This is a genomic window from Arthrobacter pigmenti (genome assembly GCF_011927905.1).
Taxonomy (GTDB): domain Bacteria; phylum Actinomycetota; class Actinomycetes; order Actinomycetales; family Micrococcaceae; genus Arthrobacter_D; species Arthrobacter_D pigmenti.
This window is the reverse complement of record NZ_JAATJL010000001.1, coordinates 1,881,215-1,904,429: the sequence shown is the minus strand read 5'-3', so window position 1 is coordinate 1,904,429 and position 23,215 is coordinate 1,881,215. Positions and strand designations below refer to the sequence as shown.

Here is a 23,215-nt window from a genome sequence, read left to right as displayed (position 1 = left end):
CTGGTGCCGGTTTTAGAGTTCGGCTAGCAGTTCTTCCATTTCCTGGATTTCTGCCTGCTGGGTTTCCACGATGGTCTCGGCGAGGGCGATGGCTTCGGGGTTTTCGCCGTCGTCGATCTCTTCCTGTGCCATGTCGACAGCGCCGTTGTGGTGTTCGGTCATGAATTCAAGGAACATCCGGGCCGCTTCCTCGCCTTCGGCGGCTTCGAGTCCGGCCATCTGGTCCTCGCTCATCATGCCGTCCATACCGCCACCCATGGAGCCCATGTCGTGACTTTCCATGCCGCCAACGGGTTCGCCCCAAGCTTCGAGCCAACCGGTCATGGTTTCAATCTCGGGGCCTTGGGCGTCCTTGATTTGGGTGGCCAGTTCGGTCACTTCGGGGTTGATGTTTTCCTTGGCGAGGATGATTTCGCTCATTTCCACCGCCTGCTGGTGATGCGGGATCATCATCTGCGCGAACATCACATCAGCATCGTTGTGCTCCTCGGAAACGTCCGTGCTGGGTTCGGCGGTGGTTGTCGTCGCTGCCGGGGTGGAGGCCGTGGGGTCCCCTACTGGTGCAGCGGTTTCAGCGTCAGCTCCGCATGCGGCAAGGGTGATAACCGCAGCGATGCTCAGTGCTGGCCGGGAAAGGTAACGCTTCATGGTTGATCTGATCCTTCTCAATGATGTCGGGGAATTCTGTTGGTGTGCCCGTCCTTTTCGGGGCTCACCTCATCGCCGCGCACACGTCATCCCGCTCAATACACTCGGGCAAGGTGGTGGCGGCATGCCGCGGATCAGGTACGGCTGATACAGAGTCGGATCAGTGAAGGAACAGGAATCGATAGCGCCCGCAAGCTCATTGTTGGTGGACCACGCAGGACTGCGGTGCCGGAAACTTCCCTGTACGCAGGTAGCAGGAATGCCAGGACGGTCACGACGATAAGGGCCAGCATGCACATACCCAGGGCCATACCTTCATCCCCGCAGGAACCGACACAACCCTGATCCAGGTCCACGGTGCCGCCGGGATGGACAGCCGGTATCGCCTTGTGGGTTTCAGCTGCAGTTCCGGTATGTGTGCCATTATCAGCTGCGGCCATGGCCTGGTGGCTCGCTATGACGGGGCCGGTGGTGGGGTGTGATCCGTGGGTTGCGGTGGGACCGTGGCCGCCCATCCAGATGTGCATGGCAAGGATGCCGATGATGACGGCGGTCAGGCCCAGCATCGTGAAGACGGCGCGCGGCAGGGCCAGGAGGTTCCTGGTCCTGGTCCTGCCGGTCATCGCCGCGCCTTTCCGTTCATCGTGGTGCTTTCAGCGTCCCGATCAAGGTCGGTGTCCTCCCCACCTCTGTGAGGAGGACACCGACCGTCCCATAGTAGGTACGTTCCTAGGCGGTGATCCGTTCCGGGCTGAGGTCGATCCGGCGCAGTAGCTGCGCGTTGAGGGCGACCACGATGGTGGACACGCTCATCAGCACCGCTCCTGCTGCGGGTGAGAGCACGAAGCCGGCGAACGCGAGTACGCCTGCTGCCAACGGGACGGCGAGGACGTTGTAGCCGGTGGCCCAGACGAGGTTCTGGATCATCTTGCGGTAGCTGGCCCGTGACAGGTCGATCATCGCCAGCACCGAGCGCGGATCGTTTCCTGCCAGCACGACGCCGGCGGATTCCATCGCGACGTCGGTCCCGGCTCCGATAGCGATGCCGACTTCGGAGCGGGCCAGTGCGGGGGCGTCGTTCACGCCGTCGCCGACCATCGCCACCTTCAGCCCGCGGGATTGCAGTTCGGCGACCTTGGAGTCCTTGTCCTGCGGCAGTACATCGGCGAAGACCTCGTCGATACCCAGCTCAGCGCCGACGGCGTCGGCGACCTGGCGTGCGTCACCGGTGATCATTGCGACTTTCACCCCGCGCTCCTGCAGGGCTTTCACCGCTGACCGGGACTCATCCCGAACCCGGTCCTCCAAACGGACGGCACCGATGATCGCACCGTCGCGGACCACGTGCAGCACCGAGGCGCCGCGGCCCACCCATTCCTGGATGGTGCCGGTCATTTCTGCCGGGGTTTCCAGGTTTAGTTCTTTGAGCAGGTTCGGGCCGCCGACGGCGATCTTGGAGCCGTTCACGGTTGCCCGGACCCCGCGACCGGTCATGGAGGAAAACCCGGTACCGCGGTACCCGTACGCACTGGCTTCCTGATGGTTGGTGGCAGCGTGGACGATAGCCCGAGCGACCGGGTGCTCACTATCGGATTCGACCGCTGCAGCCAGGGCCAGCATCTCCGCATCGCTGACACCGCCGGTTGTGATGGTCGCGGTGACGGCGTGGCGGCCTTCGGTGAGGGTACCGGTCTTGTCGAACAGGACCACATCGATGGTCCGCATCCGCTCAAGCGCCATACGGTTCTTGATCAACACCCCGCTCTTTGCTGCGCGTTCGGTGGAAATGGCAATCACCAGCGGGATCGCCAGGCCGAGGGCATGCGGGCAGGCAATGACCAGCACCGTGACGGTCCGGATCACCGCGCCATCCGGGCTGCCCAGCAGCAGCCAGGCGATGAAGGTGAGAATGCCCGCGCCCAGGGCGAAGTAGAACAACAGGGCCGCCGCACGGTCCGCAAGGGCCTGCGCCTTCGATGAGGAGGCCTGCGCCTCTGCGACCAGCCGTTGAATACCCGCCAGGGTGGTGTCGGAGCCCACAGCCGCGACTTTCACCCGTACCGCGTTATCGGTCGCGACCGTTCCGGCGACCACAGTTTCTCCGATGGTGCGCGAGACGGTACGTGATTCACCGGTGATCATGGATTCGTCGAACTCCGCAGTGCCGTCGACGATGTTCCCGTCGACCGGGACCCGGGCACCCGAGCGGACGAGGACAACATCGCCCGTAGCCAGTGAGCTGATGGGGACTGTTTCGATGCCCGACTCGGTGACCTTGTCGGCCTCGTCGGGCAGGAGTGCTGCCAGCGCGTCAAGGGCACCGGCCGCGGATCCGAGTGCCCGCATTTCCATCCAGTGGCCCAGCAACATGATGACAACCAGCAGGGCCAGTTCCCACCAAAAATCGAGGTTGAAATTCCCGACTCCCAAGGTCGTAATCCAGGAAGCGATGAACGCGACACTGATAGCCATCGCGATCAGCAGCATCATCCCGGGTTGCCGGGACTTCAGCTCCGTGAGGCCGCCCTTGAGGAACGGGGCGCCGCCATAGATGAAGATGACCGTGCCCAGGACCGGGGAGACCCACATGGAGCCGGGGAACTCCGGCGGTGTATAGCCGACGATCATGGCGAACATGTGGCTGAACAGGACCACCGGGACAGTCAGGACCAGGCTGATCCAAAACCTGTTCTTAAACATCGCGGTGGAATGCCCGGCATGCTGACCGTGCGTATGCACTTCATGGTCAGCATCCGCGTGCCCGGCGTGGGTGCCATGGCCCCCATGCTGGTCGGTGTCCAACGCGGAGGCCGGTTCCTGCGTGGGCATGGCCTGGCCGTGGGTGTCGTGATCACCGGTCACGGGCCCGGTGTGCGTCTGGTGTTTCATGGGAATTCTCCTTCGGTCACACGGGGCTTACGTCCCGGACCTGGAAAAGTCAGGCGTTAGTGAGTTGATAGCCTGCCCTGCTCCACAGCGGAACGTACCCCTGCGGAAGGAACCGGCTGGCTGCTGAGGACGGTGACCGTTGAGGCCCCACCCGACACGAAATCAATCTGGACGTCCTTGACCTCATCAAGAGCGCCGACGGCTGAGGTAACCCGGGAGGCGCAAGACCCGCACGTCAGCCCGGTCACGGCGAAACTGGCGCTAACACCGCCGGCGGTTGCGACAACGGACGGGGCCGCGCTTTCCTGAGGTGCGCAGCAGGCGCACCCGCAGCGAACTTATCAGTCAGGGTCAGATCGGAAGAAGAAGTTCCGCACATGGTGATCTCCAAACAAAAGGGGACTGGTTTTTCGAGAATCAGCGGCGGCTGGAACCGGTGGTCATTCACGCCGCCCACAGCCGCCTGAGGGACCTTCAAGGAGTAAGCGGCCACTGATGGGCTCGGACTTCCCGCTCCGGTACCCGTAAACTTATACCCCCCGGGGGTATAAGTCAGGATTGCTGCTTCCCTCGCTTGAGATGTGGTCCGCCGGCGGCGCGGGAGGGGCTACTGATTGACCTGCTGCTGGAGAGTCGCCGAATTCACCCCGGTGGTGTGCGTTGTGCAGTTTACCCTCCGGCGCACTCGCGCTCTGCAGCCTCCTCATATTCGGGGACCGGACGGTCTTCCGCTTCCTGGGCGGTTGCGGCGATACCGTTCTGCTCGATGTCCTCGATCAACCAGTCCATCTCGAAGATCTCCCGACGCTGGGCCTCACTGATTTCAACCGCGAGCTGACAGACCCGCACGTCGGCCAGCTCGGAACGCTCAGACCGGGTGATGGCTAGCGAATGGTGCGGGATCATCGCGCTCATGAAAGCCTGGTCCTGCACGGTGGTCTGGCTGCGGTCAAGGAAAGCCCCGCCGCCGAGCAGCAGAAGACTGGCTACTACCAGGGCCACATTCGCCTTCGTGTTCTTGTACATGTTCAGCATCCAAGCCAGCATGATCAGCCCCATCGTGCCACCCATCGTGAGCGCCATGAACATGCGGCTCTCGCTCCAGCGCACATGGCTCCACTCATAGGAGCCGATGAACATGACGAAGTACATCACCACCATGGCGGTCAGGATCATCGCCCCGAATCGCAGGTACATGTTCCGCATCTGGTGGGACTTCTGCTCATCCTGGCCTTGCTCATGGGACTGCTTGTTTTCCGTGTTCGACACCGGACTCCTCCTTTTGTTCATTAATGCTCCAGCGCAGATCTTGAATACTGCAGATTCGTAAGTAGCGAGCAGCACCGGCCTGGCGCCCCAGGCCGGTGCTGCGCGCCCAGGGCTACCGAAGATTCTCCGCGGCGATGGCCACAGGTTTCCCTGCCTTCCAGTAACGAAAGGCAGGGAAGGCTCTAGCCGAGTGAGGACAGCAGTTCCGCGCAGGCCTTCTCACAACGGCGGCACGCCTCTGCACAGATCCGGCAGTGGTCGTGCATCCCGGCGTGCTCTTCACACTCGTCGCCGCAGGCCTTACACGCGACGCGGCAGGCCTCCAGCACCGCGCGGGTGAGGTTTGCGTCGTACCCGGTATGACGGGACAGGATCTTGCCGGTGGTTCCGCAGATATCAGCGCAGTCCAGGTTGGTCCGGATGCACTTGGTCAGTTCCGCGACCATGTCTTCGCTCAGGCACGCGTCCGCGCAGGCGGTGCAGGTCTGGGCGCACTCGAAGCACACCTCGATGCACTCGGCGAGCTTTTGCTTGTCCATTCCTCCGAGGTCCTTGGGGTAGGTGTCAAGCATGGACGTCACGTGGTGTGTCATTGGTTTCTCCTCGATTTGGGGTGCAGCCGATCAAACGCCGAGCTGCATTTGTTCGTTCTGTAAGTGATGCCTCGCGGCAAACACAACCAGCCAGTGTTGGCCGGGTGAACAAGTGGAAGCGACACGCAAAGAAAAAGGGGTATGCGTGCGCGAGGAGGATTTATGTGCGACTGATCGAGAGGGCTGTCAGTGACGGGGCGAGGTGGTCACGTTTTTCCAGCGCCGGATCGAACAATCCCGGTGGTTGCCCGTGCTCAGCAGGAAGCTGCATGACTGCCAAGGAGAACACGGCCGTTGGTTCAGTCGGCACCGCGCGTTGCGGCGGGGTAACCGGGTCAGGAGTGCTGGCCTGCTGGTGACAGCACGCATGCGTCGACGAGGACCCCTCAGATCCTGCCGACATGAACATTCCTTCGCTGCCGCTGCCAGGAGCCGACGAATCCATGGCCATACCGCTGCCGGTCATGACGCCAGGAGTGTGCTGCTCCGTCTGCAGGCACAGTGCGGCAGCGGCAGAAGTCGTGAACGCAACCAACAGCGAAACACACAGCACAAGCCGCATCACCGCCTGCGCGGTGATGCTCACCCTTCCTGCTGGTATTGGAATGAGTACCCTCCAGTCCGTTTGCTTCGTAACGCTCAAGATCCAGCCTAGTGAAAGGTAAGCATGCTGACTAGCGCGCGGCCTTACCGGGAGCAGCCCGGCATGCTGCACATGTGACTCTGCGTCCCCCACCACATCAACACGAGACCGGATCACCCGGACTGAGGTCCCGCTTCAGCGCGTAGTTGAGCTCGCGGGTGATAAAGCGCTTGAGGCTACGGATGGCGTCTGCTGAAGAGTGCCCTTGTGCTCGTTTGCGGTCGCGGTAGGCCTGGGAGCGGGGGTCGTAGCGTAACCGGCAGATGGTGACCAGGTATATGGCCCGGTTCGCGCGGCGGTTGCCGCCTCTATGGAGGCGCATGCGATGGGTTTTCCCGGACGATACTGGAATCGGTGCGACGCCGCAGAGCCTGGCGAAGGCTGCCTCGCTGGGGAACCGGCCGATGTTTTGCCCTGCCGTGATAAGCAGCTGCGCCACTGTGGGGGCCGACCTGGGGCAGGGCGATTGTGGTGGGTGCGACCACTTCAACGAGCTTGGTGATGTGTTTCTCCGTTGCGTTGATCTCAGCGGTGAGGTTGAAGATACGACGGCCCAGTTCCCGCAGTGTGTACTTCACCGCGTGCTCCGGTTCATCCAGCCGGCTGCTGTCCGGGCGCAGGGCGCGGGCCTGCGTTGCCTTGCCTTCGAGTGTCTTGGCATCAAACCGCCCGCGCATCCCAGTAGGGGCCGTGACTAGAACATCGCGTAACTGAACGAGCGCGGCCGCACGTGATTTCACAGCCGAGTCCCGCAGCAGATGCAGGTTGCGGATTGCTTCCACGGCGCCGGTAGTGTCCTTGGCCGGTGAAGAACATTCGCCCGACATTACTTTCCTAGCGGCAGCCTCGGCATCAATAACGTCATTTTTGCCTGAGCGGCTGCGGGTGAGGCGGTGTCCACGGTTGACCTCGACGACGTCGGTGCCAGCGGCCAGGAGGTGCCTGGTGAGGCCGGCTCCGTAGGAGCCTGTGCATTCAACGCCTGCTGCGTTGATGATTCCATAGCTGGCAGCCCAGTCTAGAAGCTCCTGGTAGCCGGCGATGTCGGTGGTGAACTGCCGATGTCCGAGCAGTATGCCGTGCTGGTCGAGGACTGCAGCGTGATGGAGCTGTGAGTGGGTGTCCACGCCTATCGTGATGGTGGTTACCGGCCGGCTGGTCGTTTCGGTCGTTGCAAGCGTCATGCGTACTCGTTCCTGTCGATGGGACGTTTGGCGAGCACGGGTGACCGGGCCGGGCGGACAAAGCACTGAAGAGCCTGAGTTCGCCACGTTCCTATCAAGTCACATCCCGTCCGGCCCGGTCGCCATAGGTAGGCGGCAGGAAAGGCGAGCCGACACGTCTCCTCATAGACCAGCAAGCACCGGAAGAGATGCCAGCCGTCACGCAGCGGGTAAGTCAGGAACCCCTCCCCTGCCACGTGTCACCCATCTTTCCTCAGTGCGGAGCGGGGGGGGTATGTCCTTTCTGGGAACTGCCTCAGCTGCAGGCATCGCAGGCAATGCCTGCAGCGCATGCGGATCCCCGCGAGACATAGGACTCCGCCGAGGCGCAGTGGGAGTCAGGATTCGACGTCGGCCGCGTCAATTGCCTTGTCGGTCAGGATCGGCATCAGGCCGAGCAGGGCGAGGGTCAGCACGCCCATGATCCCGAACATCACCTGAATCCCCAGCCACTGCGCCAGAAGGCCACCGACGACGGCGCCGAGCGGCATGGTTCCCCAGGCAAGCAGACGGTAGGCACTGTTTACCCGGCCCAGCAGCCTGTTCGGCGCAATGCGCTGCCGGAGCGAGACGGTGATGACGTTCCACAGCACAATGAGTGCTCCGCCAACAAAGAAGACCGCGCCCAGGATGTAGGGGTTGTCGGTCAGCGCGGGAGCGCCGACGAACAGTGCCCCGCCAACCATGGTCAGCGCCAGCGCCTTGGAGCGGCCCAGCTTCCGCTCGACCCATTCGGCAAGGAACGAGCCGAGGAATGCGCCGATAGCCGAGGACGTCAGGAGGATGCCGAAGCCCACCTCCGTGAGCTGCATCGCGGACGTCGGCCCCACCGCGAAGAGCACAAACACCGCAAACGCGGCGTTCGAGGCGAAGTTGAAGGTACCGGTCATGATTGCGAGCGTGCGCAGGATCTTTTGGTTCCAGAGGAAGCGCAGGCCCTCGGCGATGTCGTACCGCAGGGTGGTCTTCTGCTCGCGCTCAATCCGGAACTTTCCGCGCACCAGGAACAGCGCGCCGACGGCGGCCAGCCACAGAGCTCCGGGCACGATGAATCCTGCGACAACACCGGCCGCAACCAGCAGGCCACCCAGCGGGGGCCCAATGAACTGGTTCGTGGTGAGTTCGACGGCGTAGAGGCGGCCGTTTGCGCGCGAGAGCTGGTCCCGGTGCACCACCTGCGGCATGATCGACTGCGCCGAGGTGTCGTACAGCGTTTCCGCAACACCCACCAGTAGAGCCACCACGTACAACGCCCAGATGGAGCCGAGGTCCAACAGGATCACTCCAACCAGCAGTGCGGGCAGGATGGCGCGGGTGATGTTGGCGAAGAGCATGAGCAGCCGCCGGTCCAGCCGGTCAGCAAGCGCGCCCGCCGTCAGGGCGAAGAGCAGCCAGGGGAGTGTTCCGGCGAAGGTGAGGCCCGCAATCAGCGTTGGTGACTGCGTGAACTGGATCGCGAGCAGTGGCAGCGCGATCTTGAAGACGCCGTCCGCCAGGTTGGATAACCCGGAGGACGTCCATAGCTTCCAGTAGGAGGGGCCCAGCGGCGTCCGCGTTTCCTCGGAGACCAACGCGTCGTCGTTTGTCATGTGTGAACAATCCCACATTGATTGAGAAAGTTCAAGGTGATTGTAAAAACCTCAATTGAACGTAGGATTGACATCATGGACCGGCAGAAAAAGCACCCAGCCGCCAGCGCCCGCGAGATCAAGGCGCTGGCGCATCCGCTCCGATTGCGCATCATCCGGCTGTGCGGACTCCATGAGCTCACCAATAAGCAGCTCGCGGACCGGTTGGATCAGGATCCGGGGACGGTTCTCTACCACATACGCCAACTGCTCGCCTCCGGATTCCTGGAACCGGTCGAGGTGCGGACGGGGGAGAGTGGCGCGCTAGAGAAACCGTACCGGTCCACCGGGCGGTCCTGGACCCTCGACACCGCGCTGGACCAGGCGGGGCCGGAGGGGCCGCTCGCACCGGTCGAGGCGTTCCAGCAGGAGCTCCGGGAAGCGGGTCCAAATGCGCTCGCCGGGCTTTCACGATTCATGCTGCACCTTTCGGAAGAGGATGCCGAGGAGTTGAACGAGCGCATTCACCGGATCCTCCGGGAGTACACGGAAAGCGACAAGGAACGTAAGGACCAGCCAGCGTATGGCGGGATCTTCGTGCTTCACCGCTCCTCCGACTGAAGCAGCACTCAGCGGACATTCAGCGGATTCCCACCTGACGCCGTTAGCATGAAGGGTTACTGATTCTCGGCAGGGGAGCCTTTCGCTTGACTACGCAGGACTACTACGACGCCCCGCAGCACCCAACCAAAAAACGGCACCCGGTTCGCAACACTCTCCTGGTGCTTCTTGCGCTGCTGGTTGCGGTTGCCGTTGTGGTTGCGGGCTACGCCTTCAGCCTCGCGACGGCCTTCAACTCGCGCACCACCACCATCGAGTCTGCCTTCCCGGAGGATTCGACGAGGCCCACCCGGCCGGCGGCGGCGGAGGGCGCCATGAACATCCTGCTCATGGGAAGCGACGCGCGTGCGGCGGAAACCGCCGGAGAGTCCAACCTTCCAGAAACACCGGAGGGTTCGCGCTCGGACACGATGATGCTCATGCACATCCCGAAGGACCGCGCGAACATCTACGTCATGTCGATCATGCGCGACACCTGGACGGAAATCCCCGGGTACGGCATGCACAAGATCAACGCTGCGATGTCCTTCGGTGGAGTGCCGCTGGTGGTGCAGACGGTCGAGGGCATGTTCGATGCACCAATCGACCACGTGGTGATCGTTGACTTCGAAGGTTTCAAGGGACTGACCGACGCGCTGGGCGGCGTGACCGTGGACAACCCCATCGCCTTCCAGTCCGAGGGCGTCAACGGCGAGTTCTTCGAACAGGGCCCCATCACGCTCGACGGCGAATCCGCACTGAAGTTTGTCCGCGAGCGGTACGCCTTCGCAGACGGCGACTACCAGCGCGTGCGCAACCAGCAGCTATACATCAAGGCAGTGATGTCGGAGTTCCTGAGCGGCAGCACACTCACCAATCCCGCAAAGGTTAGCCGCATTGTCAATGAGATTTCCCCGTACCTGAGTGTCGACGAGCAGTTCGATGCCGCTGCCGTCGGATCACTTGCCTTCAGCCTGCGCAACGTCCGCACCGATGACGTCAAGTTCTTCACGCTCCCGAACCTCGGCGTGGGAACCTCCCCGGACGGGCAGTCGATCGTGGTGAAGGACGAAGCCGCCATCGCCGAGATTGCCGCCGCACTGGATGAAGGAACGCTCGGGGACTACCTGGAAACCGCTAATCTGAGTGGACAGGGAGCGTAAGGACATGATGAAGCGCATTGTTGGGGCACTGTTTGCTGCCGCGTTGCTGTTGGGTGCGGTCAGCGCACCTGCATACGCGGGGCCGGTCGTCACAATTCCGCCCGTGCTGCCGGTGCAGCCCACAGATCCGGCACCACCATCGCCCGGGCCGGAACCTGAGCCAGAACCGACTCAACCTGTTCCAACTGAAGAACCGCCTCCCTCGGAGCCCACACCGGTCCAGCCAGCACCTCAACCGGTACAGCCGCCTCCTCCGCCAGCCCAACCGCAGCAGCCAGTGGGACCTGCGGTGGATCCCGTTACAGGGTTCACGATCGATCCGGGGACGGGTTACCTGATCGAGCCAAACACCGGCTTGCTGATTGAGCCGGGTACAGGAAACCTGATCGATCCGGCTACATTCACCTACACGAACTTCCGCTGGGATCCGGCAACCGGGTTGATTGTTGACCTCACTGCACCGGAGGAAGAGCCCACCGAGGAACCATCGGAAGAGCCCTCACCTTCGGAAGAGCCGGAGCCAACGCCAACTGCCACGGCTGCGAGCGCCTCGCCGTCGTCCACCCCAGCGGCGACACCGAGCCCAAGCCCGTCTACCGTCGAAGCGGAAGCGAGCGCTGACACCGAGGACATCTCCATCGGCGAGCACCCGGTCACCCGCGTCTTGGTCATCCTGGCGCTAGTGGGCCTCGGAATTTTGTATTACACCAAGCTGCGTGGCGGCGCCCGCACGTGATCGGCGGAGTCTTAGGGGCGCAGAACTCGGGCGGAGGGCCGAGCCAGGGCGGGCTCACCGGCATGATTTCGGACGTGATGACCGCGCTGGGGGAGATCGGCGTAGGTTTCCTGGTGCTCCTCGAGACGGTGTTCCCGCCGATTCCGAGCGAGGTTGTCCTCCCGCTGGCCGGGTTCCTGTCGCAACAGGGGCAGATGAACGCGGTGCTGGTTTTTGTCATCGCGACGATCGGCAGTTATGCCGGTGCGCTGGTGCTCTATTTCCTCGGCGCGAAGCTGGGGGAGGAGCGCGTGGTGCGGGGGCTGTCGAAGCTGCCGCTGGTTGACCGCGAGGACTTCGAGCGCGCGGCCGGGTGGTTCCACAGGCATGGCCGGTCTGCCGTGTTTTTTGGGCGGCTGATTCCTGGCGTGCGAAGCCTGATTTCGCTGCCCGCCGGTGCGGAGCACATGCCGCTGGTGACGTTCAGCATCTTTACCGCAGCTGGTAGCGCTGTATGGAATGCGCTGCTCATCGGGCTCGGCTACTTCCTTGGCACGCAATATCACCTGGTGGATCAATATTCGCAGTACTTTGACATCGTCCTCTACGGGGCGATCGCGGCCCTCATTATCTGGCTGGTTGTGCGGCGGGTACGACGGCGGCGTGAGGCTTAGGCGGCAGGCGCGCGCCCGCAGCTAAGGCAACTATGAGCGGGCCGGCCTCCCTGCTCGACGTTCGAAGAGATAGGGTGCAGGAGCGAATCCCTCTGCTTCATACATCGACGCGGCAGAGGCGTTTGCGCTCACGGTCACTCGTGGAACCCCTCGCTCGTCAGCTACGTCGACCAATGATCGGACGAGGGCGGCTCCGATCCCTCGCCTCCTGTGTTCTGGACGCACAAACACACTCTGAATGTCACCTGTCAGACGATGTCGATCGTGAATATCGGGGACCCGTTCGAAAATCACAAGCCACGCCATTCCGACAAGTCGGCTATCGACCTCCGCTACACGGCACATCAGCGCCTGCCCTTGCGAACCTATTCAGTTTGAGAGATCTGCAATGAACTCGTTCCGCTCAGACTCAGATACCGGGTGGGACAGCGCAGCCCACGCTTCCTTCAGAGCGGCCAACTCCGCGGAGTCTTCTGGCTGCGCCCGTCTAATGATTACGTTGTCCTTCACCCATCGAGCATCGCCGTAATGGGCGAGTTGCTGCAAGGGCCATGCAGAAATTTGCCGGACTATATCTGCAAGATTCCCTTGTGGGAGTAAGCCAAATGGGTGAACGCTCGGAAGGAGTGCCGGGAACCGCTCTAGATTAACTTTGATCAGCATGCTTACAGTCTTCTTGTTGAAGGCGCTGAGGAGTCCGCTGACGATGTTGTCCGGTCATATTCTGCGGCGTGCCAATCAGGGATATGAAGTGTAGATGCCTGACTCTTGGCGGCTCCCATTGAGAGGTTGTCATGTTCACTCGATTCAAGTTTGCTCTATCGACTCTTTTCTTGTTTCCCTTGCTTTTGCTCGGTGTTGGACCGGTTGTTGCGGCCGGTGCCGGCGGGGATGGTTCAGCTGCGACGGTCCAGCATGCGGTGAGTTTCACCGTTCAAAACGTCAATAACAGCAAGATCGCCTGTGAGGCGGATGGTCAGACCTACACGGTCCGTGGTCACATCACGGGCCCGCAGGAAGCCCTGGAGAACCCGTCGTCTGTGACTTTGTTCTTGCACGGGCTGAGCTACGGCGAGTTTTTCACCAACTACAATGCCCAGCCGGACTACAACTTCGCGCAGAAGCAGGCCGCAGCCGGTAACGTCACCGTCACGATCGACCGTCTGGGGTATGACTCCTCCGATAAGCCGGCCGGCATGGGAATCTGCTTCGGTTCCCGCGCCGATATTGCGCACCAGATCGTCGATCAGCTGCGTGGCGGCCAGTACGGGATGGGGGACGGTACCCGCAGCATCCCGGCATTCGATCAGGTGGTCATCGCAGGTCATTCCGTTGGCGGGATCATCGCCCAGGCAACCGCATACAGCTTCGGCAATGTCGACGGGCTGATGGTTTTGTCCTACTCAGATACCACCGTCTCTCCTGCAGCGATGCAGGCCATGCAGACAGCCACCGCCGAATGCCAGGCCGGCGGCGGACCATCCGAAGGCGGGGCGCCCGGGTACGTCTACTTCGGTGCGGCCACTCCCGAGCAGTTCATCATGGCGCATTTCTTCACTGATAATGCCGACCCGGCCGTTATCGAGACGACCGCGAGCATGCGCAACCTTGATCCTTGCGGGGACATCATGTCCTACATGGGGGCGGTGGATGCGAACAAAGCTAACGTCGCCTCAATCACCGTTCCTACTTTGGTATTGATCGGTGGGGACGATGCCATCTACCCGATTCAGGCCGAGGATCAGGCGGCACTGCTGACCGGGGTCCAGGACCTCACCTCGGTGACCATTCCGGCTACCGGCCACGCGGTGACACTGCACAACACCAAGGACGAGTTCTCTAACGAGGTTTCGACCTGGCTGAATGATCGGAATTTTGGGTCATCGCAGATGGGGCAGATGCCCGTCGGTGGCGCCGATACCGGTGTATCCGGAGCGGCTGGCACGGAAGGGACGGATCGTTCCAGCGCCGTTCTGTTTGGTGTCGCTGGGCTTGCACTGCTGACTGCAGCTGCAGTGCACATCCTGCGCCGCAGAACTACTAACTAACAACAACGCAGAACTATTAACTAACAACAAATAGTCATGGTTGGGGCTGCCACAACCGGTGACAGCCCGCCCAGATGGGGACGACAGTTCACGAAGAGAAAGAGATTAAGCAATGAAAGCAGTAGTATTCAAAGCTCCCTACGAACTCAGCGTCGAGAACGTCGCCGACCCGAAGATCGAGGGGCCCCTCGATGCAGTCATCCGCATCACCACCGCCAACATCTGTGGTTCGGACCTACACCCCTATGAAGGTCGGGCGAATCTGGACGCCGGTATGGTCTTAGGCCACGAGAACATGGGAATCGTGGAGGAGGTCGGGCCCGGAGTGGACCGCATCAGCGTCGGCGACCGGGTGTCCGTGCCCTTCAATCTGGCCTGCGGCACCTGCCGCAACTGCAACAACGGGTACACCTCCGCCTGCCTGCGCGCTAACCCTTCGGGCCAGCCGGGTGCCGGGTACGGCTACCCGATGATGGGCCCATACTGGGGCGGCCAGGCCGAGCTGCTGCGCGTACCGTGGGCTGACTTCAATCTCCTGAAACTTCCCGAGGGTAAGGAAAATGAATCTGACTTCACAATGCTCTCGGACATCTTCCCGACCGGGTATCACGGCGCTGAAATGGCTATGGTCGCTCCCGGGAAGTCCGTGGCGGTCTTTGGTGCCGGCCCGGTTGGCCTAATGGCAGCCCATAGTGCCTTCATTAAGGGCGCTTCACAGGTCTTTATTGTGGACAAGGAGCCTGACAGGCTTGCCCTTGCCGAGGAGATCGGCGCAACACCCATCAACTTCGCCGACATGGATCCGACCGAGGCGATCATGGAAGGAACCGACGGGTTCGGGGCCGACTGCGGGATCGAAGCCGTTGGGTACCAGGCGCACGATCACACCGGTGAGGAACATCCGGAAATGGTTCTCGATAATCTCGTGAAAGTTGTCCGCGCCACCGGGCATATCGGGGTTGTCGGGGTCTATGTTCCAGAAGATCCCGGCGCCACGAATGAGTTGGCCAAGGAAGGGCGTGTAGCGTTCAACTACGGCGAAGTTTTCACCAAGGGCATCAGCCTGATGGGAGGGCAGTGCCCGGTGAAGAAGTACAACCGAGAACTACGCGATCTCATCATCCGAGGCAAGTCCAAGCCATCCTGGATCGTCTCCCACGAAGTCTCCCTCGACGAAGCAGTTGATGCCTACGCAAAGTTCGACAAACGCGAAGACGGATACACCAAAGTCCTCCTGCACCCGTGAGAAGGGGGAGTCGATGATCGTCCGCAGACGATTGTGCTCAGGTCAGCCCTGTGTGGCATCGGAGGAAGGAGCTGCAGGTTGCTGCAGGATCCATCTGATTGAATGACATATGGCCGATCCCGCATTCCTGCAGCCGTTCGTTATTACTCACGCAAGTGTCCCAAGGGAACGAATCGGCGCCATGGACATCTACCGGCCCGCTGCGAGCAGCGATGAACTGCTGCCGGCGATCGTGTTCATTCACGGAGGCCCTGTTCCTCCTGATCTGTTGCCCACTCCGCGGGACTGGCCGGTTTATATTGGCTACGGCTCGTTGGCGACGGCCAGCGGGGTAGTTGGTGTCACTGTAGATCATCGACTTCACTCGGTCGCGCACTACCCAGCGGCTGCGGACGATGTTATTGCTGCGGTCGATCAAGTCCGTGCTCTCCCAGGCGTTGATCCCCAAGGTATTGCGTTGTGGTTCTTCTCGGGCGGCGGTCTGCTGAGCGCTGACTGGCTGCGGGAGCCGCCAGAGTGGCTCCGCTGTGTCGCGCTGACCTATCCGTTACTGGCACCTGTTGGACCAACGGCTGACCGGGACATCAACGACAGGTTCAATCCCGCCGAAGCAGTGTCGGCGAGCGGCAAGCTTCCCATCCTCCTACACGGGTTGGCCGGGAGCGCCCGCATGTTGAAGCCACAGTCGATGCCTTCGTGAGCAGGGCACGCGAGTCCAGTGCAAGCCTGGAAGTGATTGACGTGCCCGAGGGGCAACATGGGTTCGACATGCTCGATCACACTGCAGAGTCCCGCGAAGCCGTCACGCAAGCCGTGGACTGGGTCAGCGCGGCCCTGCTCCGATGACGGCGCAGGCTTTCAGTCACTCCCTGAATTGGGAGGACGCTTGACCTCAGCGAAGTACGAGCGCATCCCGTGCTTCACTCCAAGGCGAATGACGTAGTAAAGGAGTACGGCCGCCAACATCAACGGAATGATGTACGCAAGGATGGCAAAGACCATCCCGAATCCTGCAGTCGACAAGAAATCCCCCAAGGTGCCAGTCCAGTAAGTATCCCTCCAGACTAGCTGCTGCGCGGGTAAGGGTGCTTCTAACGCTCTCGCAATAAGCCCAGGGGCTTATACGGCGTCCCTCGACTCTTCAGCTGCGAGCGCGAGAGGCAGAGCGACCAGGACTTCGATCCCAAAACCGCCCACCGATTGCTGCACATATCCGTTGGCTGAGTAGACGGCCTGAATCAGTGACTGCGGAGCGACGACGCCAATCACAGCGTGAAGCTCAACGTCCAGGTCGGAGGTAGACGCATCAGCCCGCACGAGGAGGCGGAGCCAATCGTCGTCGCACTCGATCTTTACCGAGATCTGAGCGGCGGTCTCTTTGCGCAGTACACCATCTAGCAGCGTGCGCGCAGACCGATAGAGCAGTATCGCCGTGCTTCGGTCCACCGCGCCTCTTGCTTGTGGGCACTCCATGACAAAGGTCATCCCGTAGGTGCGAGATACGAGTTGCTCGAGAACTCCCAAAAGGCCGAGTGCACTGAAGTCGACGGGACGGGCGCAGGCATCGTGAACAGTGGAGCGAACGAGATGAATCGGCTGAGTGTCGGCAAGACGGTGGCCAATGGGATCGGTGCGCGATAGGGTTCCCCACGTCGTCATGTTCCCACAGTGGTTGGCTGTCCTTGGAGATACCTTGTGAAAGGCGTCGAACAGGCAGCAACGGCCTTGAGCTGACGTCGCCGCGGAGCGTACGTTGTGGTCACCGCACATCCAAAAGCACCAGGGGGAGACCGCATGTTCGTCCTATATACGGTGATCGTACTGGGGCTTGGAACGCTTCTCTGGACGACAGTCGGAATCTTCAGATTCGTAGCAGAACGACGCCGGCAGAAACACCACAACGCAAACAGCACCGAGGACTCAGGGCAGACTGTACTTCCTGAACAAGTAGCGATTCTGGTGGCCGCGCATAACGAGGACGCCGTCATCGCCGAAACCATCGCCTCAGCCGCGGCGCTGGTACCGCTCCGCAATATCTTCATCGTGTCCGACGGCTCAACGGACGGCACGGTGACGGTGGCACGGAGAGCCGACGTCCGCGTACTCGACCTGAGCCAGAACCGGGGGAAGGCAGGGGCGCTGCTCGCCGCAATCGAATACTTCCAGCTCGCCAAACGCTTCGAAGTGGTAACCCTGCTCGACGCCGACACCCGGCTTGCCGCCGATTACCTGCAGACGGGGCTTCCTCCGTTCGCAGATCCCGGCGTGGTTGCCGTCGCCGGGAGAGTAATCACCAGCCCGGTACCTTCTCCCACGCGCTTCGGACGGTTTCTGATCGCTTACCGCGAGCGCTTCTACCGGGTGGTTCAGCTGCTGCACAAGTACGGTCAGGCTGCCGTCGCAGTGAACGTGGTGTCGATCGTTCCCGGCTTTGCCAGCATGTACCGGTCGAGCGCGCTCAAAGACATCGACATCGCTGCGCCCGGGCTGGTTATCGAAGACTTCAACATGACATTCGAGGTCCACGCCCGGAAACTTGGCAGGATCCACTTTCACCCGAAAACAGCTATCGCCTACACACAGGATCCGGATAATTTCCGGGACTACACCAGACAGATCTACCGGTGGAACCTCGGTTTCTGGCAAACCGTGCGCCGGCACGGGCTGCACAGGGGACGTTTCTGGGCCGCCCTTGCCCTGCAGATCTTCGAACTGATCTCCAGCAGCCTGGTGCTCCTCCTGCTCGTGCCGTTCATGCTGGTCTGGTCCGCATTTCAGATCGCAGAGATGTACAACGTCGAAAGCCCCGCAGCCGATTTCTTCAGCGGTGTCTTTGTTCCCGAGGCAATCCTGCTCGGGGTACTAATCCCCGATTTCCTGCTGACAATTTTCGTTGCCGCAGTCACCCGGGATCCGCTCTATCTGATCCGCGGGCTGGCATTTCCGCTCATGCGCCTGCTCGACGCCGGAATTTTCATCACCGCGTTGGTCAGGGCCTGGTTCGTTCGTTCCACTGGTATCTGGGTGAGCCCGGGCCGCAGGCCCCAGACAGAACATGTCCCATCCACCACCACTACTCAAGGTATTCACAAGGATTACGCCGTTTGATGAAACGACAACGGAGTTACAACTCCACCTCCGATCGCCCGTCCGCCATCGGTCTCACTAACCCTATGAGGGATCATTCATGTCAGTCTCGACCAACCCAGCCCGCCTCCAGGATCTAGCACCAATAGCACCCAAGCTTGCCGCACCAGCTCAGACGTTCGACTTCGACCTCGCCGTAGTGGGCCTCGGATACGTGGGCCTCCCAACAACGCTCGCATTCCGCGAAACCGGGCATCGCGTCCTCGCACTGGATGCCAGCCCGGCGCGCCTCGCAGCCGTCGCCAACCAGGATGTCGACCTGCTCCAGGAGGACAGGTGCCGGCTGGTGCGCGCGCTCGCCGACCCCACGTTCGAACTCACCCAGGACGCATCGCGTCTCGGCAGGGCGGCCGCCGTCGTCATCTGCGTTCCGACGCCGGTGGACGACTATCTAGTGCCGGACCTGACGATCCTGAAGAAAGCGTGCGCAACCGTCGTCGAGAACGCGGTGCCGGGGCAGGTCATCCTGCTCACTTCCACCACCTATGTCGGGAGCACCTGGGACCTGCTGGGCGCCCCGCTCACCGCCTCCGGATTCGACGTTGGAAAGGACATCTCGGTGGCCTTCAGCCCCGAGAGGATCAACCCCGGAGCGGACTCCTTTGCGCATGAGGATGTGCCACGGGTTGTCGGCGGGATCACCCGCTCATGCGGGGACGCCGCCGCCGCTCTGCTGGCGACCAGCGTGCGGGAGATCTACGTCGCTTCAAGCGCTGAAACAGCTGAGATGTGCAAACTGCTGGAGAACACCTTCCGCGCGGTCAACATAGCTCTCGCCAACGAGTTCGCGGACATTTGCAACTCGCTGAGTCTGAACGTCAAGGAAGTCATTGACGCGGCGTCAACAAAGCCCTACGGATACATGCCGTTCCTTCCCGGCCCAGGAGTGGGAGGACACTGCATACCGTGCGATCCCCACTACCTGTTGTGGCAAATGAAGAAGGCGCGTCTGAATTCACCGGTCATCGAACAGGCGATGAACGCCATTTCCGTCCGGCCCAGAAGGGTGGTCGAGCGCGCAATCCACGCGCTCGCCGAACGGGACCGGTACATTCACACTGCGAAAGTGCTGGTGGTGGGACTCGCTTACAAGCCCGACGTCGCCGACTTGCGTCAGTCTCCCGCGCTCGAGATCATCTCGGGGTTGCTCTCCGAAGGAGCTGAGGTCCACTTCTACGACCCGCGCTTTGAGACGCTGTCCCTGCCCGGCCACCAGATGCTCTATGGAGTGGCCGATCCGCGGTCGGTCGATGCGGACCTCACCATCGTCCACACAACCCACTCGGACGTGGACCTCGCGTGGCTGGCGGACGAGAAGATTGTCCTGGACACCACCTACCGGTTGACCGACCTACCGCAGCTCGTCCGGCTCTGAGGATCGCCATGAAGAACCTGATCACCGGCGGAGCCGGATTCATTGGTAGCCACCTGACAGAGTTTTTGCTGAACCGGGGGGACGACGTCGTTATTCTTGACGATCTCTCAACGGGATCGCTTGAGAACCTGGCCGGCATTGCCTCGGAGAAGTTGCGCTTCTTCAGCGGCTCGGTGCTGGATCAGGAGGCGCTCCAGCACGCGTTCACCGGCGTCGACCGCGTGTTTCACCTGGCTGCGGCCGTGGGGGTGAAGCGGATCGTGGAGGAACCTCTGGAAAGCCTGCGGACCAACATTCACGGAACGGAGAATGTTCTTGACGCAGCCTGTGAAGCCCACGCGAGCGTACTGCTGGTGTCTACGAGCGAGATCTACGGCAAGAACACATCGGACAGTCTCAGCGAGGACGCCGACCGCGTGCTGGGATCGCCGCTGAAGTCACGGTGGACCTACGCGGCTGCGAAGGGCATCGATGAGTCCTTCGCACACGCTTACTGGCAGAGCGAGGGACTTCCCGTTGCGATTGTCAGGCTGTTCAATACTGTTGGGCCTCGACAGACGGGACGGTACGGGATGGTTGTGCCTAACCTGATCGCGCAGGCGTTGGACGATCAGCCCCTTACAGTCTTCGGCGACGGACGCCAGACCCGGTGCTTCTCCTATGTTGGCGATATTGTGCCCGCGATCGTGAGAATCAGTGAAACGCCCCAGGCATACGGCCAGGCAGTGAATCTTGGCGGGAAGCGCGAGATTTCGATCCTGGAGTTGGCCGAAAGGATCATCGCCCTGCTTGGGAGCCAAAGCACGATTCAGTTGGTTCCCTACGAAGAGGCCTATGCCGATGGGTTCGAGGACATGCGTCGGAGGGTCCCCAACAACGCCAAAGCTGCGGCCATGGTCGGATTTGATCCTGCCACTGAACTCGATGAGATCATCCGCAGTGTGGCGGCAGGCATGGAGGATTCCCGCCGGCCGGACAGCCACGGGTACGCCGAATCACGCATGCAACTTCACCGATAGGCAGGCGTACGAATGAAACCCCGCGAGAAACGATCAATTGGACGAGCCGCCGCCGCGGCATTCGTTGTCATTTCCCTCGTCGCGGTGTTGGCCATCGTTCTCCTGCGTGGGTACGGGGCCATGGAGGCTGCACCGCCAAACCAGCCGGACCGGAATGCCGCTGCCGTGGTCGCGGATGAGCTGGCAGGGCCGGCCCGCGACCCCTACATCCAGCAGCCTGTCGGGAACTATGAGGATCCGCCACCTGACGAACCGCCACCCGTGATCGGAGCGGATGTTGTGGTGAGCCTGACTTTCGACGACGGCTTCAGCTCGCAGTTGCGGGCTGCCGAGCTGATGGACGGGCACGGGCTTTCGGGAACGTTCTTCGTCAATTCGGGCTCGGTCGGGAGGCCCGGATACCTGACGCTGGATCAGTTGCGTGCACTGGCTGATCAGGGACACGAGATTGGCGGCCACAGCGTCTCACACAACAGCCTCCCGTCACTGAACCAGCAGGAGGTTGTCCGGGAAATCTGCCTGGACCGCAGAGTCCTCACTGAGTGGGGATTCACTGTCCGGAACTTCGCCTACCCATTCGCTGCAACGAACAAGGCCGCTCTGCAGGCAGCCATGGACTGTGGATATAACTCGGCGCGCGGACTCGGTGGGCTGGAGAACCGCTTCGGCTGCCCGGGATGCCCAACAGCAGAAACCATTCCGCCCAGGAATCCCAGCCTGACAGCAGCGCCCTCGAACGTCACCGATGAATGGACGCTCGCCGATCTTAAGGACGCGGTCCAGACTCCCCAGCTGACCGGCGGCTGGGTCCAACTGACGTTTCACCGGCTCTGCACCACGGCCTGCGACAACATCTCAATCAAGGAAAACGTCTTCGAGGAGTTCCTGGAGTGGCTGGAGGAACGGACCCGCAACAGCAATGTCGTTGTGCGGACCGTGGAGGAGGTCATTAGCGGCGCAGTACAGCCAGTGGCCGAAGTGACGCCCACAGGGAACACAGGATTGAAGAACGGGTCGCTTGAACGTGCCGTGCCTGCTCCCGCTGAGGTTCCCGAGAGCGTGACGGTCGCGGGGGAGCTGCCCGAGTGCTGGACGCCGGCAGCGTTTGGCGAGCAGCAGGCCCTTGTGACGACGGTCAGCCCGGGTCATGCGGGAGATACGGCGATACGGCTGCGGGTGAAGGATTATATTGACGGCGAAGTGAAAGTGACGCCCACCCAGGACCTGGCCAGCTGCGCGCCTGCTGTGACCCCCGGCGAGCGTTACCAGTTGGGCGCATGGTACAAATCCACCGCTCCCACTCAGTTCAGCGTTTCCTACCGTCTGGAGCGCGGTGTCTGGGTGTACTGGACGTCCGGCCCCGTTTACCCGGAAGCTGAAAATTTCACGGAGGCGACCTGGACAACCCCTACGATTCCGCCGGGAGTCACGGCCATCAGCTTTGGACTGGCGCTTCAGCAAGACGGTGAGCTTGTCACCGATAACTACTCGCTTCGCCAAGCCTCTCACCAGCAGATCGAATGAACAGGGACAGGCGCACGGTCCACCTGGTTCTGACCGCCGGATTGCTTGTATGCGCCACCTCCTGTTCTCTGCTTCCCGGAGCCGGCGCACCCGGAAACCCAGGCGGGGATTCAGCGGAAGACCGGAGCTATCCGTGGCACACGGACATCGTCGCAACCGTGTTCTGGGTAGGGGAGATCCACGATCCAACTGCCTCGGACGGCAGCCAGGAAATCTCCACCTATGACAGCAACTGGATGGCCAATTATGGCGGGTGTGACGGCGTGATCGTCGAGGGGAGCTGTGAAACCGAACCACGGGTGGCGTCCAACGGATACTTCCCAAGCAGCATGACACCCAAGCAGAACCCGTTCTATCTGGACCTGCCGTTCGATGACGTGAATGACGAGGACGCCTTCGAGATGCGGGAAGAAGTGATTCCCTGGGCTGAGGACCCCGGTTATGCAGGCAAAGCGGATGACCGCACCTTCAGTTACATGAAGAACAGGTGGGTGCGGATGGAGAAGGACGGTTCCACCTGCTACGGCCAGATCCAGGATGCCGGCCCGGGAGTGTACGACGACGCCGAGTACGTTTTCGGTACCCTGGACCAAAGGCCCGCCAACACCCGGTTCAACGGAGCTGGCATGGACGTCTCGCCCGCGTTGGCCGGATGCCTGCAGTTCGAACAGCTCAACGGTGCACAAGCCCGCGTCGACTGGAAGTTCGTTGAAGAGTCAGAGGTCCCGGACGGGCCATGGAAGATCCTGGTCACCACCGCCGGCGTGGTTCCCTTCGAAGGACGCTAGCTACCGCAAGCCAACTTACGCCCCTGCGTGCCACAATTGAGTAATAATGACGGTTGCACAATAATTGCTGCTTTCGTCACTCA

General features: G+C 61.7%; 25 protein-coding genes and 1 pseudogene. 13 read left to right on the top strand and 13 right to left on the bottom strand.

The genetic code is table 11. The features are described 5' to 3' along the window. Positions 1–12: 12 nt before the first annotated feature. From BJ994_RS08780 to BJ994_RS08740, 9 genes and pseudogenes are all read right to left on the bottom strand, one after another. On the bottom strand, positions 13–648 hold the full coding sequence (locus BJ994_RS08780) for a DUF305 domain-containing protein (RefSeq protein WP_167993416.1): 636 nt from the start codon (positions 646–648) through the stop codon (positions 13–15). Positions 649–782: 134 nt separating this feature from the next. Next, positions 783–1,271, bottom strand: a complete 489-nt coding sequence (locus BJ994_RS08775) for a hypothetical protein (protein WP_167993414.1) — start codon at positions 1,269–1,271, stop codon at positions 783–785. A 106-nt stretch (positions 1,272–1,377) separates the two neighbouring features. Further along, positions 1,378–3,537, bottom strand: a complete 2,160-nt coding sequence (locus BJ994_RS08770) for a copper-translocating P-type ATPase (protein ID WP_167993411.1) — start codon at positions 3,535–3,537, stop codon at positions 1,378–1,380. A gap of 56 nt (positions 3,538–3,593) precedes the next feature. After that, entirely contained in the window at positions 3,594–3,785 is a 192-nt protein-coding gene (locus tag BJ994_RS18560) for a heavy-metal-associated domain-containing protein (protein ID WP_167993408.1), read from the bottom strand. A gap of 421 nt (positions 3,786–4,206) precedes the next feature. Beyond that, positions 4,207–4,806 carry a DUF305 domain-containing protein gene (locus BJ994_RS08760; RefSeq protein WP_342450329.1) on the bottom strand — a complete coding sequence of 200 codons (600 nt, stop codon included), beginning with the start codon at positions 4,804–4,806 and terminating at the stop codon, positions 4,207–4,209. 182 nt (positions 4,807–4,988) lie between these two features. Then, entirely contained in the window at positions 4,989–5,399 is a 411-nt protein-coding gene (locus tag BJ994_RS08755; RefSeq protein ID WP_167993406.1) for a four-helix bundle copper-binding protein, read from the bottom strand. A gap of 160 nt (positions 5,400–5,559) precedes the next feature. Further along, entirely contained in the window at positions 5,560–5,985 is a 426-nt protein-coding gene (locus BJ994_RS08750; RefSeq protein WP_167993404.1) for a hypothetical protein, read from the bottom strand. 154 nt (positions 5,986–6,139) lie between these two features. Next, positions 6,140–7,226, bottom strand: a pseudogene (locus BJ994_RS18405) (IS110 family RNA-guided transposase). 377 nt (positions 7,227–7,603) lie between these two features. Next, the gene (locus BJ994_RS08740; protein ID WP_167993402.1) at positions 7,604–8,854 is read right to left on the bottom strand and encodes an MFS transporter; all 1,251 of its coding nucleotides are present in this window, start codon (positions 8,852–8,854) and stop codon (positions 7,604–7,606) included. Between the two features lie 75 nt (positions 8,855–8,929). Here BJ994_RS08740 and BJ994_RS08735 point away from each other — a divergent pair, with 75 nt between their 5' ends. The 4 genes from BJ994_RS08735 to BJ994_RS08720 all read left to right on the top strand — a co-directional run bounded on the left by BJ994_RS08735 (position 8,930) and on the right by BJ994_RS08720 (position 11,985). Next, complete coding sequence (locus BJ994_RS08735; RefSeq protein WP_167993400.1) at positions 8,930–9,454, top strand: winged helix-turn-helix domain-containing protein; 525 nt, start codon at positions 8,930–8,932, stop codon at positions 9,452–9,454. 86 nt (positions 9,455–9,540) lie between these two features. Beyond that, complete coding sequence (locus BJ994_RS08730; protein ID WP_167993398.1) at positions 9,541–10,596, top strand: LCP family protein; 1,056 nt, start codon at positions 9,541–9,543, stop codon at positions 10,594–10,596. 289 nt (positions 10,597–10,885) lie between these two features. Beyond that, positions 10,886–11,332 carry a hypothetical protein gene (locus BJ994_RS08725; RefSeq protein WP_167993396.1) on the top strand — a complete coding sequence of 149 codons (447 nt, stop codon included), beginning with the start codon at positions 10,886–10,888 and terminating at the stop codon, positions 11,330–11,332. A 77-nt stretch (positions 11,333–11,409) separates the two neighbouring features. Next, on the top strand, positions 11,410–11,985 hold the full coding sequence (locus BJ994_RS08720) for a DedA family protein (RefSeq protein WP_245192501.1): 576 nt from the start codon (positions 11,410–11,412) through the stop codon (positions 11,983–11,985). 30 nt (positions 11,986–12,015) lie between these two features. Here BJ994_RS08720 and BJ994_RS18555 read toward each other — a convergent pair whose 3' ends face one another. Beyond that, positions 12,016–12,330, bottom strand: a complete 315-nt coding sequence (locus BJ994_RS18555) for a GNAT family N-acetyltransferase (RefSeq protein ID WP_167993392.1) — start codon at positions 12,328–12,330, stop codon at positions 12,016–12,018. A gap of 24 nt (positions 12,331–12,354) precedes the next feature. Further along, positions 12,355–12,495: a hypothetical protein gene (locus BJ994_RS08710; RefSeq protein WP_167993390.1), complete on the bottom strand. Its 141-nt coding sequence runs from the start codon at positions 12,493–12,495 to the stop codon at positions 12,355–12,357. A 323-nt stretch (positions 12,496–12,818) separates the two neighbouring features. Between BJ994_RS08710 and BJ994_RS08705 the strand changes: the two genes are divergently transcribed. From BJ994_RS08705 to BJ994_RS17980, 4 genes are all read left to right on the top strand, one after another. Continuing rightward, positions 12,819–14,033 carry an alpha/beta fold hydrolase gene (locus BJ994_RS08705; protein ID WP_167993388.1) on the top strand — a complete coding sequence of 405 codons (1,215 nt, stop codon included), beginning with the start codon at positions 12,819–12,821 and terminating at the stop codon, positions 14,031–14,033. Positions 14,034–14,145: 112 nt separating this feature from the next. Further along, the gene (locus BJ994_RS08700; RefSeq protein ID WP_167993385.1) at positions 14,146–15,279 is read left to right on the top strand and encodes a glutathione-independent formaldehyde dehydrogenase; all 1,134 of its coding nucleotides are present in this window, start codon (positions 14,146–14,148) and stop codon (positions 15,277–15,279) included. Between the two features lie 109 nt (positions 15,280–15,388). Continuing rightward, entirely contained in the window at positions 15,389–15,979 is a 591-nt protein-coding gene (locus BJ994_RS08695; RefSeq protein WP_209066727.1) for an alpha/beta hydrolase fold domain-containing protein, read from the top strand. Then, positions 15,976–16,125 carry a hypothetical protein gene (locus BJ994_RS17980; RefSeq protein ID WP_209066725.1) on the top strand — a complete coding sequence of 50 codons (150 nt, stop codon included), beginning with the start codon at positions 15,976–15,978 and terminating at the stop codon, positions 16,123–16,125. The genes BJ994_RS08695 and BJ994_RS17980 overlap by 4 nt, the downstream gene beginning before the upstream one ends. Positions 16,126–16,137: 12 nt before the next feature. On the opposite strand, the gene BJ994_RS08690 is transcribed toward BJ994_RS17980, so the two are convergent. Both BJ994_RS08690 and BJ994_RS17975 read right to left on the bottom strand, forming a co-directional pair. Next, positions 16,138–16,281 (bottom strand): hypothetical protein, encoded by a 144-nt coding sequence (locus tag BJ994_RS08690; protein ID WP_167993383.1) that lies wholly within the window; start codon positions 16,279–16,281, stop codon positions 16,138–16,140. 117 nt (positions 16,282–16,398) lie between these two features. Continuing rightward, positions 16,399–16,938 carry a sensor histidine kinase gene (locus BJ994_RS17975; protein ID WP_209066723.1) on the bottom strand — a complete coding sequence of 180 codons (540 nt, stop codon included), beginning with the start codon at positions 16,936–16,938 and terminating at the stop codon, positions 16,399–16,401. A 135-nt stretch (positions 16,939–17,073) separates the two neighbouring features. Between BJ994_RS17975 and BJ994_RS08680 the strand changes: the two genes are divergently transcribed. The 5 genes from BJ994_RS08680 to BJ994_RS08660 all read left to right on the top strand — a co-directional run bounded on the left by BJ994_RS08680 (position 17,074) and on the right by BJ994_RS08660 (position 23,132). Then, complete coding sequence (locus BJ994_RS08680) at positions 17,074–18,387, top strand: glycosyltransferase family 2 protein (protein ID WP_167993379.1); 1,314 nt, start codon at positions 17,074–17,076, stop codon at positions 18,385–18,387. Positions 18,388–18,466: 79 nt separating this feature from the next. Further along, the gene (locus BJ994_RS08675) at positions 18,467–19,801 is read left to right on the top strand and encodes a nucleotide sugar dehydrogenase (protein ID WP_167993377.1); all 1,335 of its coding nucleotides are present in this window, start codon (positions 18,467–18,469) and stop codon (positions 19,799–19,801) included. Between the two features lie 8 nt (positions 19,802–19,809). Next, positions 19,810–20,820 carry an NAD-dependent epimerase/dehydratase family protein gene (locus tag BJ994_RS08670; RefSeq protein WP_167993375.1) on the top strand — a complete coding sequence of 337 codons (1,011 nt, stop codon included), beginning with the start codon at positions 19,810–19,812 and terminating at the stop codon, positions 20,818–20,820. 12 nt (positions 20,821–20,832) lie between these two features. Then, positions 20,833–22,344: a polysaccharide deacetylase family protein gene (locus tag BJ994_RS08665; protein WP_167993373.1), complete on the top strand. Its 1,512-nt coding sequence runs from the start codon at positions 20,833–20,835 to the stop codon at positions 22,342–22,344. Continuing rightward, a complete protein-coding gene (locus BJ994_RS08660) occupies positions 22,341–23,132 on the top strand; it encodes a hypothetical protein (protein WP_167993371.1) in 792 nt (263 codons plus the stop codon). The genes BJ994_RS08665 and BJ994_RS08660 overlap by 4 nt, the downstream gene beginning before the upstream one ends. Positions 23,133–23,215 lie beyond the last annotated feature (83 nt).

Bases quoted from the DNA above. Each gene is read 5' to 3' on its own strand.
- BJ994_RS08780 (WP_167993416.1), bottom strand. From the start codon at position 648: ATGAAGCGTTACCTTTCCCGGCCAGCACTGAGCATCGCTGCGGTTATC.
- BJ994_RS08775 (WP_167993414.1), bottom strand. From the start codon at position 1,271: ATGACCGGCAGGACCAGGACCAGGAACCTCCTGGCCCTGCCGCGCGCC.
- BJ994_RS08770 (WP_167993411.1), bottom strand. From the start codon at position 3,537: ATGAAACACCAGACGCACACCGGGCCCGTGACCGGTGATCACGACACC.
- BJ994_RS08755 (WP_167993406.1), bottom strand. From the start codon at position 5,399: ATGACACACCACGTGACGTCCATGCTTGACACCTACCCCAAGGACCTC.
- BJ994_RS08740 (WP_167993402.1), bottom strand. From the start codon at position 8,854: ATGACAAACGACGACGCGTTGGTCTCCGAGGAAACGCGGACGCCGCTG.
- BJ994_RS08735 (WP_167993400.1), top strand. From the start codon at position 8,930: ATGGACCGGCAGAAAAAGCACCCAGCCGCCAGCGCCCGCGAGATCAAG.
- BJ994_RS08720 (WP_245192501.1), top strand. From the start codon at position 11,410: ATGACCGCGCTGGGGGAGATCGGCGTAGGTTTCCTGGTGCTCCTCGAG.
- BJ994_RS18555 (WP_167993392.1), bottom strand. From the start codon at position 12,330: ATGTGCCGTGTAGCGGAGGTCGATAGCCGACTTGTCGGAATGGCGTGG.
- BJ994_RS08700 (WP_167993385.1), top strand. From the start codon at position 14,146: ATGAAAGCAGTAGTATTCAAAGCTCCCTACGAACTCAGCGTCGAGAAC.
- BJ994_RS08695 (WP_209066727.1), top strand. From the start codon at position 15,389: ATGGCCGATCCCGCATTCCTGCAGCCGTTCGTTATTACTCACGCAAGT.
- BJ994_RS08690 (WP_167993383.1), bottom strand. From the start codon at position 16,281: ATGGTCTTTGCCATCCTTGCGTACATCATTCCGTTGATGTTGGCGGCC.
- BJ994_RS17975 (WP_209066723.1), bottom strand. From the start codon at position 16,938: ATGACGACGTGGGGAACCCTATCGCGCACCGATCCCATTGGCCACCGT.
- BJ994_RS08680 (WP_167993379.1), top strand. From the start codon at position 17,074: ATGTTCGTCCTATATACGGTGATCGTACTGGGGCTTGGAACGCTTCTC.
- BJ994_RS08675 (WP_167993377.1), top strand. From the start codon at position 18,467: ATGTCAGTCTCGACCAACCCAGCCCGCCTCCAGGATCTAGCACCAATA.
- BJ994_RS08670 (WP_167993375.1), top strand. From the start codon at position 19,810: ATGAAGAACCTGATCACCGGCGGAGCCGGATTCATTGGTAGCCACCTG.
- BJ994_RS08665 (WP_167993373.1), top strand. From the start codon at position 20,833: ATGAAACCCCGCGAGAAACGATCAATTGGACGAGCCGCCGCCGCGGCA.
- BJ994_RS08660 (WP_167993371.1), top strand. From the start codon at position 22,341: ATGAACAGGGACAGGCGCACGGTCCACCTGGTTCTGACCGCCGGATTG.